Genomic DNA, 15831 nt, shown 5'->3' with positions numbered 1-15831 from the left:
GGGGTTTAGTTCGAAAACTAAACCCCTTTTACTTTTTATTTACCTTGCTCGGCCAAATAGCGCAAAAATTGTAAGGCATCCTCTGGATTTCGGCTTCGATAAAAGTCCGGTAAACCCTGCCAAAGCCTTTTACCATAGCCTTTTTCCACCAAGCGTACATCACCAATGAGCAATACCCCTGCATCATTTTCACTGCGCACCAAACGTCCCGCCCCCTGCTTGAGAGCAATTGCAGCATGCGGGATCTGGATCTCAAAAAAGGCACTGCCGCCACGATTTTCACAATCCCTAATGCGCGCATCCAGCACCGGGTCATCTGGTGACATAAATGGGATTTTATCTATTGCCACCAAGGTCAATAAATCGCCGGGAAAGTCCACGCCCTCCCAAAAACTGGAGCTACCCACCAAAATAGCATTGCCCTCTTGACGGAATTTTTCCATCAAATAAGCGCGAGAATTATCCCCCTGCTTTAATAAAGCACGATCAATATTTGCCTCATCCAGCCGCGCTAATAACATCTCTGAAAACTCATCAACCGCTTTCAGGGAAGTGCATAACAACAAAACACCGCCATGCGTTGCTTCAATCAAAGGCATCAGCACGTCCAGAAAGCGTTCTCTAAATGAAAAATCATCCGGCAACGGCAGTTTAGGAATCAGCATAATGGTTTTATCCTGATATTGAAAGGGTGATTCCCATACCCGTTCAATGGCACCATAGAGCCCAAGATTATTAACAAAATGATCAAAATTACCATTCACTGACAAAGTCGCTGAGGTAAAGACCCAGGCCTGATCTGCCTGCTTAAAGCGACCGAAATGTCGCACACTCAAGGGAGCCCGATGAAGCTGAAAATAGTGTTGAGTTAAATTGAGCCAACACACATAGCTTGTTTCAAGCTCAGCCACTGCTTGGTGCTCTTCATCCATCTGCTCAGCCACCAAGGAACTGAGACTATCACTAGCGCTACTTGCAGCGACCTGCGTGGCACCCTCTGCATCAGCCGCTGGCTGATGGCTACGTGCCCAACGCATCAAACTATCGTATAGTGCCGCGCCCTCACGGGTTGCTGCTTTAATATCGGGATGGGATTCCTGATAGTTTAATAAAGTTCGCACCAATTGCTTAATTGCCTGCGCCAACTCATCAAAACGCCCCATCACTCGCTCATAATTTTCCAGATTATGCACCAAAGCCTGCGCATTTGGCATTTCCTCAAGCGGCATCAATTGTAGTCTAAACTCCATCAGCGCCTTGGCTATCTCCTGCACGATAGGCTCAATGTCCTTGGCAATGCCTTTTAACTGGGCGCGCACGATGCTAAGACTGCGTTTTTGCCAATCAGCAATTTTTTGACCGCTAATTTGCTCACCTAAAAAGCGCGTCGCATAATCCGGCAGTTGATGCGCCTCATCAAAGACGACGGCCTCTGCGCTAGGCAATAAATCAAAAATACCCTCCTGCCTAAGGGACAAATCCGCCATAAACAAAGCGTGATTAATCACCACCACATCCGCCTCTTGAGCACGCGCCCGCGCCTTATTCGTAAAGCACTCCTCTGCAAACTGACAGTCTTGACCTAAGCAATTCTCAGCAGTGGAAGTCACCCGTTGCCAAATGCTCGCTGTCTCAGGTACGGCAGCACAATCCGCCTTATCACCCGTTGCGGAAGTATCAGCAAAGCGGCGTATCGCTTGCAGCATGGGCACTTCTAGCTTAGAGTGCAAACCCGCATCTGACTCCTCAAGCTGCTTTAAATAATGGTGACAAACGTAATTAGAACGTCCCTTAAGCACAGCGACCAAGGCTGGAATACCCATGGCCTGGCAAACCTGTGGCACATCCTTAGTGAAGATCTGGTCCTGTAAATTGCGTGTACCCGTCGATATAATCACCTTGCCAGTCGCTAATAATGCTGGTACTAAATAGGCCCAGGTCTTACCTGTACCGGTACCTGCCTCAGCCACCAGCGTGCCCTTTGTCATGAAAGTATTTTCTATCGCTTGCGCCAACTCAGTCTGTGCCTGACGCTTAGTATAGCGACTAACAGATTCGGCAAAAGGACCATCATCTGAAAAAAATCGACTGACATCAAAACTCAAGAGCGGCTCCTACAAAAAAGACGTCACTTATTATGCTTATTTTCACATAAGCAATTGTAGCAATCCTAGTCAATGAATATATTTAGCCGCCTAATTGTGGCAAAATGACAAGCTTTCAAACCAAAAAACTTGAGAGTGAGATGACCGAATCTGTAAGTCTACAACCTGAACATTCATCATTAGCTATTCCACAGGAAGTCGATAGTGCGCGTATTATTCAACAACTTGCTGAGGAACTAACGGTAAAAGCCAGTCAAATTGCTGCAGCCGTCAATTTATTAGATGAAGGCGCCACGGTGCCCTTTATTGCACGCTATCGTAAGGAAGCGACTGGTGGTTTGGACGATACAGTTTTACGTCAACTAGAAGTACGATTGCTATATGTACGGGAGTTGGAAGAGCGCCGACTCGCCATTCTGGAATCGATTCATGCTCAAGAAAAGCTGACACCCGAATTAATGCAGCAGCTAATGGCGGCAGACACTAAGCAACGCTTAGAGGATTTGTATGCTCCCTATAAGCCTAAGCGTCGCACCCGTGCTCAAATCGCCATAGAAGCTGGTTTAGAGCCCTTGGCAAATGCTATCCTAGATGACCGTACTGCGGATCCTGAAACCTTAGCGGCAGATTATCTAAATGCAGAGCATAAAATCACCGATACTAAAGCGGCATTGGATGGTGCGCGCGATATCCTGGCCGAACGCTTTGCCGAAGATGCGGATTTATTAGCACAGCTGCGAGAGTTCCTGTCTCAACAAGGTCTTTTATACTCCACCGTGGTCGCCGGCAAAGAAGATGAAGGCGATAAATTCCGCGATTGGTATGACTTTAGTGAGTCTTTGGCGAGTCTACCCTCGCACCGTATTCTAGCCATGCTACGCGGACGTCAACAGGGCTGCTTGGATTTACGTATTGGCTTATCCGAAGCGCAGGAGGAGCTGGTACCGCATCCTTGTATTGAGCGCATTGAGCGCTACTTTGATTTGGGTGCAGAATTTGGCGCAGATGCCTCAGCCCGCGGCAAATGGCTAGCCGATGTGTGCCGTTGGACGTGGCGTGTAAAATTACTCACCGCCTTTGAAACTGAGTTTATTAGTCAGTTACGCCAACGCGCTGAAGAAGAGGCAATTAAAGTCTTTGCCGACAATCTAAAGGACTTATTATTGGCAGCGCCAGCAGGTCCTAAAGCCGTACTAGGCTTGGACCCTGGGATTCGCACGGGGGTCAAGGTAGCTGCCATCGATGCCACGGCCAAGGTGCTTGAGACCACGACCATTTACCCCTTTGAACCCCGCCTTGACCGTAAAGGCAGTATTCATACCCTAGCAGCGTTAGTGGCCAAGCATAATATTGAGTTAATTGCCATCGGCAACGGTACCGCTTCGCGTGAGACCGAGCGTTTAATTAGCGAACTGATTAAGGAGTTTAAACTCGATAAGGTTAAAAAGATCGTGGTTTCCGAAGCTGGTGCCTCAGTTTATTCTGCTTCAGAACTAGCGGCCACTGAATTCCCCGATCTGGATGTGAGTTTACGTGGTGCAGTTTCCATTGCCCGTCGTCTGCAAGACCCATTAGCCGAATTAGTTAAAATTGAGCCCAAAGCCATTGGCGTCGGTCAATATCAACACGATGTTAATCAAGGCGAGCTAGCCCGCTCCTTGGATGCGGTGGTTGAAGATTGCGTCAATGCCGTAGGGGTTGATGTCAACACCGCATCGGCAGCACTGCTTGCGCGCGTTTCTGGTTTAAATAGCACCCTGGCTAAAAACATTGTCGCCTGGCGTGACCAAAACGGCGCCTTTGACAATCGCCAAAAGCTACTGGAAGTGTCTCGCTTCGGCCCTAAAACCTTTGAACAGGCAGCCGGCTTCTTACGCATTCAAAACGGCGACAATCCACTGGATGCCTCGGCGGTACACCCCGAAGCCTATCCAGTAGTTGAGCGCATTTTAGAAAAAATTCAAGCTGATATCAAAGATATTATGGGCAAAACCGATGCTCTCAAAGGACTCTCGCCAAGTAGCTTTACTGACGAACAATTTGGCTTACCAACGGTTAAAGATATTTTTAATGAGTTAGAAAAACCCGGTCGCGACCCACGCCCTGAATTCAAAACAGCCACCTTCCAAGAAGGGATTGAATCCATACGCGACCTGATTCCCGGCATGATTCTAGAAGGTGTGGTTAGTAATGTAGCCGCTTTTGGTGCTTTTGTGGATATTGGTGTAGGCCAGGATGGCTTAGTGCATATTTCCTGCTTATCCAATAAGTACGTCACTGATCCACGTGAGGTGGTGCGTGTCGGTCAAACGGTGAAAGTCAAAGTACTGGAAGTAGAGGTAGATAGAAATCGTATCAATCTCAGCATGCGTTTAGATGATGACATTGGCAGCAGCAATCGCACAGCACGTAGCGATAGTCGTAACAATGAACGGCGTGATAATCGCAGCAAACATCAGCGTACCGGCACACACGCCTCAAATCGACGTGATGATGCGCCGATGGGTGCAATGGCAGCGGCCTTTGCCAAGCTTAAAAAATAAACGAATAAACGCCCATCTCACTAGCAATCATCAGGGGTTTGCCATTGCGCAAGCCCCTGATAACCCCCCTATAAACGACCGCTAAACACACTCAACACATAGCCGATTAAGGCAAGGATTAATCCCAGCAAAAAAATATAGATAATGGCATTGCGAGCGTTTTTCTTGCCCTGCGCTATTTGTTCGGGACTCAACTGCGCCAATAATGCTTGGTTTTTGGCATTAGGCTTAGCATTTAAGGTGCTGAGACATAAAATCGCAAAAAACACCGTCACCCCACCGATGATATATAAACCCTTAGCAATCATGGATAAAACCACTGCCATCAAAACTCCTTACTTTCTAAACTAAAGGCTGGTTGAGACGCTGTTTACGCTCTCGCCAATCCGCTAAACACTTATCCATCAAGGCTTGAAAGCGCTGGTTATGACTTTGCTCAAACAAATGCACTAATTCATGCACCAACACATACTCCAAACTTTCAAGCGGTCTTTTAGCTAGTTCCGTATTTAAACAAATGCGTTGTCCATCGCTACGGCAACTGCCCCACCGGCTTTTCATAGTGCGCAAATCAATGATAGGCGCGCTAATCCCCATGCGTCTCTCCCATTTGGGCACATAATCCTTTAAAGCGGCCCGTATCTGCGCTTTATAGAAATTCTGCATTACCAAGGCCCTACCTTTGCTACTCGTGCCGTCTCGCACAAACATATTTAAGCCCTCAGCATCGTGATAAATCTCATGCTTAGCATAACCCTCAAACACATACAAGGGGTAGAGCTTGCCCCATAAATAATGTCGTTCACCGGTTTCATATTGCAGCGCTGGCACGGCTTGATAATGAGCAAATTTTTGCCGCTGCTTCTTAATCCAAGACAAACGCTGATTAATAAACGCCAGCGCCAACTCCTCTCCCATCCTCTGTGGCACCGACACCACGACCTCTCCTGCAGGCGGTAACACACGAATATACAGATTTTTAATCGCTTTAAAATGCAGCTTAATAGGAATGGAATCGATACGAATAATTTTCATAAAAAGACGTTAATCTTATCTATGAGAAGGTCTAGTGATAACTTGCTGTCGCTATTATAGCCGAGGCTAAGCCGCGCTTTCTCAGCACCTGTACAAAAAGGGTTGTTGATTTACACTTTACGCTGTTAAACTAAAAATCCACACTCCTTTGGACAACTTATCATCATTTTTTTTAGGAGGAATAGCTTATGAATTTCCGTGATTTTTTATATTTAGACAAGTTTATTTTCCCAAAAATCGTCACCTTCGTTTATTGGTTTATCTTGGTGGCCGTTGTGATTGCTTCTTTGTCCGCTATCATCAACGGTCAAATTTTATCCGGTCTTGCGGTTTTAATTGGTGGTGTGATTGCCGGACGTATTTATTGTGAATTGACCGTTGTACTCTTTAAAATTAACGAGCATTTAGCTATTTTAAGCAGCAAAGCCCTACAACAGGATAAAAACACACCTACCATTGAGCCATAAGTGCAGTGGCTATAAACACTGGTGCTTTAGGGGTGATGCGCAAAAAAGCCTGTCTTAGCAAGTTTTTAACTCCTCACCCCTAGGCTTTCTTTAATAAAGACCGGATCCCACCACGCAATTTCGTATTAAAAAGTAAAGCAGCACACATACCGATCACAATACCCCAAAAGGCAGAAGCGAGCCCAAACCAGCTCATGCCAGAAGCCGTCGCCATAAACGTCAATAACGCCGCTTCACGAAAAAAAGAAGAGCCTAAAAAAGCAAAAGCTCAACTGATGTAATATAATACATCAATTAAAAAGGAGTTTTAAATGGCTACTTTAATGGAAAAAGATGTACTTATTGAGTTTGTGGCAACCGCAAGCGCAACCATGCTTTCTAGACTACAAAGAGCTGAGTTAGAGGAAAGCGAAGATATAAAATACTTGGCTAATTTACGTATGACCATATACCGTTCAAAACCAGAAAAACTGGATTTTGATGATATTGTTAAAAACGTCCGAACCATTATCAACCGATACAAAGACTTGCCTAAATTAAAAAGATAAACTTGAATATAGAAATCTATGATCTACATAAGGATTTAAAAGATAAATTACCATTGATATGGGATTTTCTTTTAAATTCAACAGGGGCAACGCCTGAACATAACAAACCTTTCGGTGTTATTGTCGGAGGTCAAGCAGGGGCAGGAAAATCACAAGCAATTGAAGAGTTGTTAAAAACACTAGATAACGTATTAGTTATAAATACGGATGAATATAGAAAATACCATGAATATTATGAAGAAATACAAAAAATACATGGTGAAGGCGCAGGAAAATACACAGGGGAGTTTGCCTGGGAAATAACAAAACAAGTTTTTAGCAAAGCGGTTAAAGAAAAATATAATATTATCTTAGAAACCACCTTTAGAACTGAACACCCCTCATTAGCTATGCTTTCAGAATTGAAAGCTAACAATTATTCAACAAAAGTTTTTGTTTGTACTTGCTCAAAATATTTAAGCAAAAAAAGTATTCAAGAGCGAGCCGAAAAAATGAAATTAACAGGTGATTATCCTCGTTACGTCCCTGAAAATATTCATGCCATCATGGTTAAGAGGTTGCCTAAAGTGGCTGAAGTCATTTTAAATTCTGGATTGGTTGACCAATTTTTAATTAGAAATCGAAACAAAATTATTTTTGATAGCGAAATAAATAAACAGAAAAATATAGGGGAAATCATCAAAAAAGAATTAAATCAGCCGCTGAATAATTAACATAAACAACACCTTAATTAAGCGCAAAAAGATAATAAATATAAAGCAAAGTTATAAACTTTTTTGAAATTACATTTGCCCTACTGGCGAGTGAGCTTGAACCTACCCCATTTTTTGAAACAGCTCTTAGTGAAATGATATGGCTTTTATACCGTGCGTGGTGATGCGCAAAAAAGCCTGTCTTAGCAAGTTTTTAACTCCTCACCCCTAGGCTTTCTTTAATAAAGACCGGATCCCACCACGCAATTTCGTATTAAAAAGTAAAGCAGCACACATACCGATCACAATACCCCAAAAGGCAGAAGCGAGCCCAAACCAGCTCATGCCAGAAGCCGTCGCCATAAACGTCAATAACGCCGCTTCACGATTTTCCCTATCCTCCACCGCTAACACAATATTGGCATTAATTGAGGACATAAGGGCGAGACCAGCCAGAATCGCCACCAACTCTGCCGGAAACACAGCAAATAATGTCACAATAGCACTGGTCAAAAAGGCCCCAACAATATAAAACAAGCCATTACTCATACCAGCAATATAACGTTTATCCGGGTTCGGGTGACTATCAGGTCCGGTGGCAATGGCTGCACTAATCGCCCCCAACACAATACTGGCTGAGCCAGTTAAGGCCACTAGGGTCGACACACCCCCGGTCATCACCATAATGGGTCGCGACTTAACTTGATGATAACCATCCACCTTTAGAATCGCCATCCCCGGCAGATACTGACCACTTAAACTCACTAAAACCAAGGGCACAGACAAACTCAAAATACTGTAAATACTAAATTCTGGCGCAATTAATTTAGGCATCACCCATTGCAAATTAAAGGCCTCGGTATGAACCTGGCCAGTAGCCATCACAAAGACTAAACCAACGACAAAAACCGCCACAATGCTATACCTTGAAAAATAACGTTTACCAAGAAGATAAACCGACAACATCAAGATCAATAACACGGGGGATACGCTAATGGTTTTAAAGGCTGCCGCACCGAACTGAAATAACAAACCAGCCAACATACCACCTGCTACCCCCTGGGGAATCCACGCCATCAGCCTATCAAAATGTCCGGATAGGCCGATGATCACAATCATCATACCGGCCAGCATATGCGCGCCGACCATTTCTGCTACCGTCAAGGTGGGAAATAAGGATAGCAAAAGCACGGTGCCGGGCACCGACCAGCCGGTCATAATAGGCATTTTGGATAAATAGCTGAGTACCAGCCCACTAATCCCCACGCCAAAGGAAATCCCCCAAATCCAACTCATCATATCCTCGGTGGATACACCTGCCAAGGTAGCCACTTGAAACACAATAATTAGTGGTCCACAGTAGGCGATAATCACTGCCAACAGACCAGCAATAACGGCTGAAAGGGAAATATCTTTAAGCATGGCTTGTCTCATTATTTTTTTAAAATTTCTTAAAGTATATAACAGATTAGCCAGGCCTATACACGCAAAAGCAGCTTGACCATAAGCGCCAAGCTGCTTTAATGAGTAATCAATAATTAGATAGTGCGACTTATTTGTGCTCGTCTAACCACGCATTAATTTCTTTTTCGGCTTCTTCCTTGGTGCGTCCATAACGCTCTTGTAACTTACCTGCTAGGTACTGTGAATTACCTTTGATCTCGGCAATATCATCATCCGTTAAATCGCCCCACTTCGCCTTAACTTTACCCTTAAGCTGTTCCCACTTACCTTCTAAAATATCTTTATTCATCATATTGCTCCTTTTGCTTATGTGAGTTTTCACTATAGACCATCAGCGCTAGATAAAGCGTGAGCAATTATCAAAAAGCTTAAGACAATGTTAGTGCACCTTGGACCACCCAAATTCTCACTCACCCCGCTACCATCCTCTGCCCTAGACCTGTTGGCAGATTATGCTAGTCATTAACGTAAGACAACGATGACTGAGTTGTTGCTACCATGCAAGCAAATTATTACAAAGCCTTTGGACAATATTAAGTGAGTAAATAACGACTCAAGGCCGCCATCATAAAACCCGCGGTGATGGCGAGTAGTGGGCGTCTAAACAACAAAATCAACACCAGTGTCGTCAGCATTGCCAACTGGGCACCTACATCACCCTCCACAGCCACTGGGGCTAATACAGCCACCAGCACTGAACCGGACATCGCACCAATAAAACGTCTGACCGCATCACTAATCGGCACAAACTGCATAATAAATACGCCGCCTAAACGAGTCATCAGCGTAGCCACTGCCATGACTAACACAATCAGCAGAGGATATTCGGTACTAATAGCCCAATTCATGTTGCTGCCCTCTCTTTCCAAAATAGTCCCACTAAACCACCGGCTAAGGCACCAACGACCACATGCATATTTTCTGGTAAATACCAATAGGCTAAGACAGCCACTAGCGCTGATACCAACCAGATAATCGCAATACGCAAATCCTTAGGCCCGCTAAGCACCATGGTTAAAAGAAAGCAATACATCACCATATCCAAGCCTAGGGCGCGCGGATTCTGAATTAAGTAGCCGAAATACAAGCCTAGCCAAGTACCCACTACCCACATCAACCAAAGCGCCAAACCGCCGCCGACAATATCAGACAAGCCGGACTTGCCATGATTGTATTTGATCATGGCCTTAGCCCAATTCGCATCGGAAATAACGAGTAAATACTGATAGCGCTGCCGCAGGGGGATATCCTTAAACCAGGGATAAACTGAAGCGCCCATTAGAATATGCCGTGCATTAATAAAGAACACCGTGGCAATCAGAGGCACTAAGGGTACATGCTCGCCCCATAGCTCAAGGGTCGCAAATTGTGAAGCGCCCGCAAACACCGCAGCACTCATCAACACCGTGCTGAGACCATCCAGACCTGTCTGTACTGCGGCCAAACCAAATGCTAAGCCAAAAATGGCCACAAACGCAGCCACCGGCAGCATTTCCTTAAATGCACACCAAGTGGCTTGATACGTGAGTGCTGGATGCGGCTTCCCCATACTACCTCATTGAAAAATTACTCTTGCTTAAACAAAGCCAATTCACTTAAGAACTTCGCTTTCCAAGCCTCTGCACCAAGCCCTTTAGCATCAACCGCAAAGGCCACTAACTGATGATTAAGTGATAGCTGATACAGCCCATCCACTAATTCAAACTGAATGGATTCAGGCGTATTTTGTAAAGTGCGGATTTCTTGACCGGCCACTTGGGGATTAGGCAATGAGACTGAGCGTAATAACTCCTCACCCTCTGCACTGAGCATGCGGAACATAAACTGCCCAGTATCATCTTTAAAGCTGATAAAGCGAGGCATCTTAGACGATTTTTTACTGCTTGCAGCCTTTTCCTGTGCTGTATCAGCCGTTTTTACGGCATGAAAGCGGCGCAAACCCACTGCCTGTCGAATCTCTGCCATCAAGGGCTGCGCAATTTTTCTCGCTTTAGCCGCACCGTCTAATAAAATCTCCTCGATGCGTTCAGGTTTAGCCATCAATTCCACATAACGCTCACGCATTGGCGCAATCATGCCTTCTAACTCATCAGCCAGCATTTTTTTTGCATCGCCCCAGGCTAAGCCATCACGTAATTCTGCCGCAAAAGCTTGCGCCTTAGAAGGTTCAACAAAGGCTTTATAAATCATAAAGAGATTAGAGCTGTCCGGATCCTTAGGCTCGCCCGGTAACTTGCTGTCAGTTTTGATTTGCGCAATCGCTTGGCGCAACTGTTTAGCATCGCCTGCAAAGAGCGGAATGATATTGTTATAGCTCTTGGACATCTTACGTCCATCAAGCCCCGGCAAGGTTGCCACACCTTCAGCCACCTGCGCTTCAGGCAAGACAAAAAAATCACGACCGTTACCATAGTGATAGTTAAAGCGTTGCGCAATATCACGTGCCATTTCCAAATGCTGCACCTGGTCGGCACCCACCGGTACCTTATGCGCATTAAACATCAAAATATCTGCCGCCATCAAAATGGGATAGGAATATAAACCCATAGTAACACCATCATCCGGCTCAACCCCGGCCGCGTTATTCGCATCCACACTGGCTTTATATGCATGGGCACGATTCATCAGCCCCTTAGGCGTAGAGCAGGTTAGGACCCATGATAGCTCCGGTATCTCGGGAATATCCGACTGCCGGTAAAACGTGACTCGCTCCGTATCTAAACCGGCGGCTAGCCAAGTGGCAGCAATTTCTAAACGCGAGCGCTCAACACGCGCAGCATCATCCGCTTTAATTAAAGCATGGTAATCTGCCAAAAAGAAAAACGCATCCACGTCTGGCTGATTGCTCATTTCAATTGCCGGACGAATCGCACCGGCGTAATTACCTAGGTGAGGCGTGCCCGTGGTGGTCACACCAGTTAAGACACGTTGAATTTTGCTTTGCCCTTGCTTAGCATTCATTGGCAACATACTCCATCAATTAATTTACATTTAAAGGTTTACGTAGTCTCGACGCGCTTGCTGCATATACTCTTTAGACTGCATTTCCGTAATGCGCGACTCAGTACGGAAAAACTCATTCGATAATACACCCTCGGTATACAGTTCGGCTGGCTGCACTTCCGCACTCATTACCAGCTTTACCTTATAGTCATACAGCACATCAATCAACCAAGTAAAACGACGCGCCGGTGAGGCTTGGGCAGCGCTCATTTTAGGCACATCGGAAAGAAAAATCGTCTCAAAACGCTTAGCCAATTCGAGGTAGTCATTTTGTGAACGATTATCCATACACAAGGTTTTAAAGTCAAACCACGCCACCGAACCCGCTACTCCCAAGGCTTGTAACGGTCGATTTTCTACCGTCAATAGTTCAACTTTCAATTCAGCACCACTAAGTTGCTTATATAAACTCTCCATTGCCTGACGATTTTCAGGGTTGAGGGGTTGATAATACAGCGGTACCTGCTCCAAGGTACGACGACGATAATCAATGCCAGCATCGACATTGAGCACATCCATTTTTCGCTTAATTAAATCTATCGCAGGTAGCAATCGCTCACGATGCAGACCGTCCGGATATAACTCGGAGGGCTCATAGTTGGAGGTCATCACAAAGGTGCAGCCGTACTCAAAGAGCTTTTCCAGCAAGCGGTGCAATATCATCGCATCCGCAATATCCGACACATGAAACTCATCAAAGCAAATCAGGCGGTACTTTTCAGCGGTTTGCTTGGCCACCACATCTAAGGGATCCTCAGTACCACGAATGCTTTGCATTTGCTGATGGATACTACGCATAAACTCATGAAAATGAATGCGTACTTTGCGTTTATAAGGTAGGTAATTATAAAAAGAATCCATCAAGAAGCTTTTGCCTCGACCTACACCACCCCACATATAAACGCCCTTAGGTACGGCCGGGCGATTAAGCATACGCTTAAAAAAACCGCTACGCTGATCCTTAAAGTCGATCAACTCCTCGAACAAATCCTGCAGCCGCATAATGGCTTTTTCCTGCGCCGCATCGGCCACATAATTCTTGTCAGCCAAGGCCTTACGATAATGATGAATGACGTTCATAATGTGATTTAAAAAATAAAAAGTGCCCTAATCAAGCTCACTTAATATAGGGCACTTATGACACATTGTCTATAAGAGACATCAGCGCTTAAGCCGCTCTCCCTCGGACACGATGAATTAGAAGTTTAAGCTACGCTTATCAACCGCTAAGGCCGCTTCTTTTAATGATTCAGACAAGGTCGGGTGAGCGTGACAAATCCGTCCGATATCCTCGGCAGCGCCTTTAAACTCCATAATCGCTACTGCCTCAGCAATCAGCTCGGAAGCCATCGGGCCAATAATATGCACCCCTAAGACCTCGTCCGTTTCGGCGCAAGCCAAGACTTTAACAAAACCATTGGTGTCACCTAAAGCACGGGCACGGCCATTAGCCATAAAGGGGAATTGACCCGCTTTGTACTTTTTACCCTCTTCCTTAAGCTGTTGCTCAGTTTTTCCAATCCAAGAGATTTCTGGCGAGGTGTAAATCACATTAGGAATCAGATCATAATTAACCGAACCATGCTGACCCGCAATACGCTCAGCTACGGCCACGCCCTCTTCCTCCGCTTTATGCGCAAGCATCGGACCACGCACCACATCACCCACAGCCCAGACATTTTCAAGCTCGGTATGGCAATGCTCATCAACCTCAATAAACCCACGTTCATTGGTCATTAGGCCAATGGACTCAAGATTTAAGCCGGCGGTAGTAGGCACACGTCCAATCGACACAATCAGCTTATCGACTTCCAAGGTCTGCTCTTCACCCTTGGCATTGTCATACTTAATCGTGACCTTTTTAGCAGAGGTTTTGATATCGCCAACCTTGACCCCAACCTCAATTTTGAGACCCTGCTTAGCGTATAGCTTAGCCGCTTCCTTAGCAACACCCTCATCCGCTACTGATAAAAACTTCGGCATGGCTTCAAGTACGGTAACTTCAGCACCTAATCGACGCCAAACACTGCCCAACTCCAGGCCAATCACACCAGCACCGATCACGCCTAGACGCTTAGGTACGGCAGGAATCGCTAAAGCGCCGGTATTAGATAAAATCAGCTCTTCATCAAACTCAAGACCTGGTAAAGCACGAGGTTCAGAGCCTGTAGCAATAATCACATGCTCAGCACTAACACTGCCTTTATCCTTACCATCGATTAGAATGTTGTAGCGACCATTATCCGCTTTGCCGTCAAAAGACGCTTTACCAGAGTAAAACTGAACCTTATTCTTTCTGAATAAAAACAGGATTCCATCGTTATTTTGCTGTACGACTTCATTTTTACGACCTAAGAACTGATCGATTTTAAGCTTAACCGAGCTAAGCTCAATTCCATGCTCTTTAAAGCCATGCTTGGCATGCTCATAGTACTCTGAAGACTGTAATAAAGCCTTAGAAGGAATACAACCCACGTTAGTGCATGTGCCGCCAGGGGTGGGCTTGCCATCAGCATCAACCCATGCATCAATACATGCCACCGATTTACCTAGCTGTGCCGCACGAATGGCTGCAATATAACCACCAGGACCTGCACCAATAACTACTACATCAAACTCTTTACTCATAACTCTTCCAATTCGATTTAACTGATAACGCCCCGAACATATCCTTTTATGCGGGGCGTTAATGATTCAATGACGCTAGCTTAGAGGTCTAACAATAAACGAGCAGGCTCTTCTAGTGCTTCTTTCATTGCCACCAAGCCAAGCACTGCATCGCGACCGTCAATTAGACGATGGTCATAAGAAAGTGCCAAGTAGTTCATTGGACGAATAACGATTTCACCGTTTTCAACCACTGGACGCTCTTTGGTTGCATGTACACCTAAAATTGCGGACTGCGGTGGGTTAATAATCGGCGTAGACATCATAGAACCAAAGACGCCGCCATTAGAGATTGAGAAAGTACCACCGGTCAATTCCTCAATGCTGAGGCGACCCTCGCGCGCCTTGGCACCGAACTCGGCAATGGTTTTTTCGATTTCAGCCAATGACAACTGGTCGGCATTACGCAAAATAGGTACTACGAGACCGCGCGGTGAGCTAACAGCGATACCAATATCAAAGTAACCGTGGTAAACAATATCGTTACCGTCGATAGAGGCATTAAGTAGTGGGTACTTTTTAAGTGCTGCCACAGCTGCTTTAATGAAGAAAGACATAAAGCCAAGTCTCACGCCGTGCTCTTTTTCAAATTGCTCCTTGAATTTCGCACGAAGATCCATCACGGGCTTCATATTGACTTCGTTGAACGTGGTTAAAATCGCATTTTCCTGCTGTGACTGTAGTAAACGCTCAGCAACGCGGGCACGTAAACGAGTCATTGGTACACGCTGCTCAGGACGACCATCAAGGGCCTGACCAATTTGTACAGGAGCAGCTGTTGCGGCCGTTGCTTGCGCAGCCTGTGCATCTGCTTTGGTCACCCGACCATCTTTACCAGTACCGCTAACAGCGGAAGCGTCTAAGCCCTTTTCAGATAAAATTTTAGCAGCAGCAGGCGATGCTACATCACCCTTGGTAGCAGCAGCGGCAGGTGCGGCGGCGGCAGCAGGTGCTGATTCAGCGGCAGCGGCAGGCTCTGCGGCAGTTGCTTTGGCAGCGGTATCAATTTTGGCAAGTAATTGCTCGGATTCGACGTTTTCACCACCTTGGACAATGATTTCAACCAAAACACCGTCAGCCGGACATGGCACTTCCATAATTACCTTGTCGGTTTCAATCTCAATTAAGGTCTCGTCCTGAGACACGGCCTCACCAACCTGCTTGTTCCACTCTAATAAGGTACCCTCGGATACGGACTCTGAAAACTGAGGTACTTTCACTTCAACGATTGACATAATTTTGTTCCTTTAAACTTGTTCGTAATGAATAAATGAGTATTACGCTTTAAAAAATCTTTAAATCCCTCA

15 protein-coding genes and 1 pseudogene are annotated in these 15831 nt (G+C 45.6%); 4 read left to right on the top strand and 12 right to left on the bottom strand.

All coding sequences use genetic code 11. The features are described 5' to 3' along the window. Window positions 1-35: 35 nt before the first annotated feature. Window positions 36-2105 (bottom strand): DNA repair helicase YoaA, encoded by a 2070-nt coding sequence (locus HMPREF3144_RS08570; protein ID WP_070477432.1) that lies wholly within the window; start codon window positions 2103-2105, stop codon window positions 36-38. A gap of 140 nt (window positions 2106-2245) precedes the next feature. Between HMPREF3144_RS08570 and HMPREF3144_RS08565 the strand changes: the two genes are divergently transcribed. After that, a complete protein-coding gene (locus tag HMPREF3144_RS08565) occupies window positions 2246-4648 on the top strand; it encodes a Tex family protein (protein WP_036558783.1) in 2403 nt (800 codons plus the stop codon). 68 nt (window positions 4649-4716) lie between these two features. Here HMPREF3144_RS08565 and HMPREF3144_RS08560 read toward each other — a convergent pair whose 3' ends face one another. Then, window positions 4717-4974: a hypothetical protein gene (locus HMPREF3144_RS08560; protein WP_018026747.1), complete on the bottom strand. Its 258-nt coding sequence runs from the start codon at window positions 4972-4974 to the stop codon at window positions 4717-4719. A gap of 16 nt (window positions 4975-4990) precedes the next feature. Continuing rightward, window positions 4991-5683, bottom strand: coding sequence for a M48 family metallopeptidase (locus tag HMPREF3144_RS08555; RefSeq protein ID WP_036558733.1), 693 nt, complete (start codon window positions 5681-5683; stop codon window positions 4991-4993). A gap of 188 nt (window positions 5684-5871) precedes the next feature. On the opposite strand from HMPREF3144_RS08555, the gene HMPREF3144_RS08550 reads away from it, so the two are divergent. Then, window positions 5872-6150, top strand: coding sequence for a DUF4282 domain-containing protein (locus HMPREF3144_RS08550; RefSeq protein ID WP_018026745.1), 279 nt, complete (start codon window positions 5872-5874; stop codon window positions 6148-6150). Window positions 6151-6229: 79 nt separating this feature from the next. Here the strand turns inward: HMPREF3144_RS08550 and HMPREF3144_RS11470 are convergent. After that, window positions 6230-6388: pseudogene (locus HMPREF3144_RS11470) on the bottom strand (benzoate/H(+) symporter BenE family transporter); the annotation flags it as partial. A gap of 73 nt (window positions 6389-6461) precedes the next feature. Here HMPREF3144_RS11470 and HMPREF3144_RS08545 point away from each other — a divergent pair. Together HMPREF3144_RS08545 and HMPREF3144_RS08540 are read left to right on the top strand one after the other, a co-directional pair. Beyond that, window positions 6462-6698, top strand: a complete 237-nt coding sequence (locus HMPREF3144_RS08545) for a hypothetical protein (protein ID WP_036558735.1) — start codon at window positions 6462-6464, stop codon at window positions 6696-6698. 2 nt (window positions 6699-6700) lie between these two features. Then, window positions 6701-7411, top strand: coding sequence for a zeta toxin family protein (locus HMPREF3144_RS08540; protein ID WP_070477430.1), 711 nt, complete (start codon window positions 6701-6703; stop codon window positions 7409-7411). A gap of 207 nt (window positions 7412-7618) precedes the next feature. On the opposite strand, the gene HMPREF3144_RS08535 is transcribed toward HMPREF3144_RS08540, so the two are convergent. The 8 genes from HMPREF3144_RS08535 to odhB form a co-directional block, all read right to left on the bottom strand. Then, window positions 7619-8824 carry a benzoate/H(+) symporter BenE family transporter gene (locus HMPREF3144_RS08535; RefSeq protein WP_070477428.1) on the bottom strand — a complete coding sequence of 402 codons (1206 nt, stop codon included), beginning with the start codon at window positions 8822-8824 and terminating at the stop codon, window positions 7619-7621. Between the two features lie 118 nt (window positions 8825-8942). Continuing rightward, on the bottom strand, window positions 8943-9143 hold the full coding sequence (locus HMPREF3144_RS08530; protein WP_018026743.1) for a CsbD family protein: 201 nt from the start codon (window positions 9141-9143) through the stop codon (window positions 8943-8945). A gap of 244 nt (window positions 9144-9387) precedes the next feature. Further along, window positions 9388-9702 carry an AzlD family protein gene (locus HMPREF3144_RS08525; protein ID WP_048766925.1) on the bottom strand — a complete coding sequence of 105 codons (315 nt, stop codon included), beginning with the start codon at window positions 9700-9702 and terminating at the stop codon, window positions 9388-9390. After that, window positions 9699-10403, bottom strand: a complete 705-nt coding sequence (locus HMPREF3144_RS08520; protein WP_070477426.1) for an AzlC family ABC transporter permease — start codon at window positions 10401-10403, stop codon at window positions 9699-9701. The genes HMPREF3144_RS08525 and HMPREF3144_RS08520 overlap by 4 nt, the downstream gene beginning before the upstream one ends. Before the next feature lie 17 nt (window positions 10404-10420). Next, on the bottom strand, window positions 10421-11815 hold the full coding sequence (locus HMPREF3144_RS08515) for a tryptophan--tRNA ligase (protein WP_070477425.1): 1395 nt from the start codon (window positions 11813-11815) through the stop codon (window positions 10421-10423). A gap of 30 nt (window positions 11816-11845) precedes the next feature. Beyond that, on the bottom strand, window positions 11846-12937 hold the full coding sequence (zapE, locus tag HMPREF3144_RS08510; protein ID WP_018026739.1) for a cell division protein ZapE: 1092 nt from the start codon (window positions 12935-12937) through the stop codon (window positions 11846-11848). Window positions 12938-13054: 117 nt separating this feature from the next. After that, on the bottom strand, window positions 13055-14485 hold the full coding sequence (gene lpdA / locus HMPREF3144_RS08505) for a dihydrolipoyl dehydrogenase (RefSeq protein WP_018026738.1): 1431 nt from the start codon (window positions 14483-14485) through the stop codon (window positions 13055-13057). 80 nt (window positions 14486-14565) lie between these two features. Next, on the bottom strand, window positions 14566-15759 hold the full coding sequence (odhB, locus tag HMPREF3144_RS08500; RefSeq protein WP_018026737.1) for a 2-oxoglutarate dehydrogenase complex dihydrolipoyllysine-residue succinyltransferase: 1194 nt from the start codon (window positions 15757-15759) through the stop codon (window positions 14566-14568). Window positions 15760-15831 lie beyond the last annotated feature (72 nt).

Source organism: Oligella sp. HMSC05A10, assembly GCF_001808335.1.
Classification (GTDB): Bacteria; Pseudomonadota; Gammaproteobacteria; order Burkholderiales; family Burkholderiaceae_B; genus Oligella; species Oligella urethralis.
Note: the sequence above shows the minus strand (reverse complement) of the source record. Positions and strands in the feature narration are given on the sequence as shown.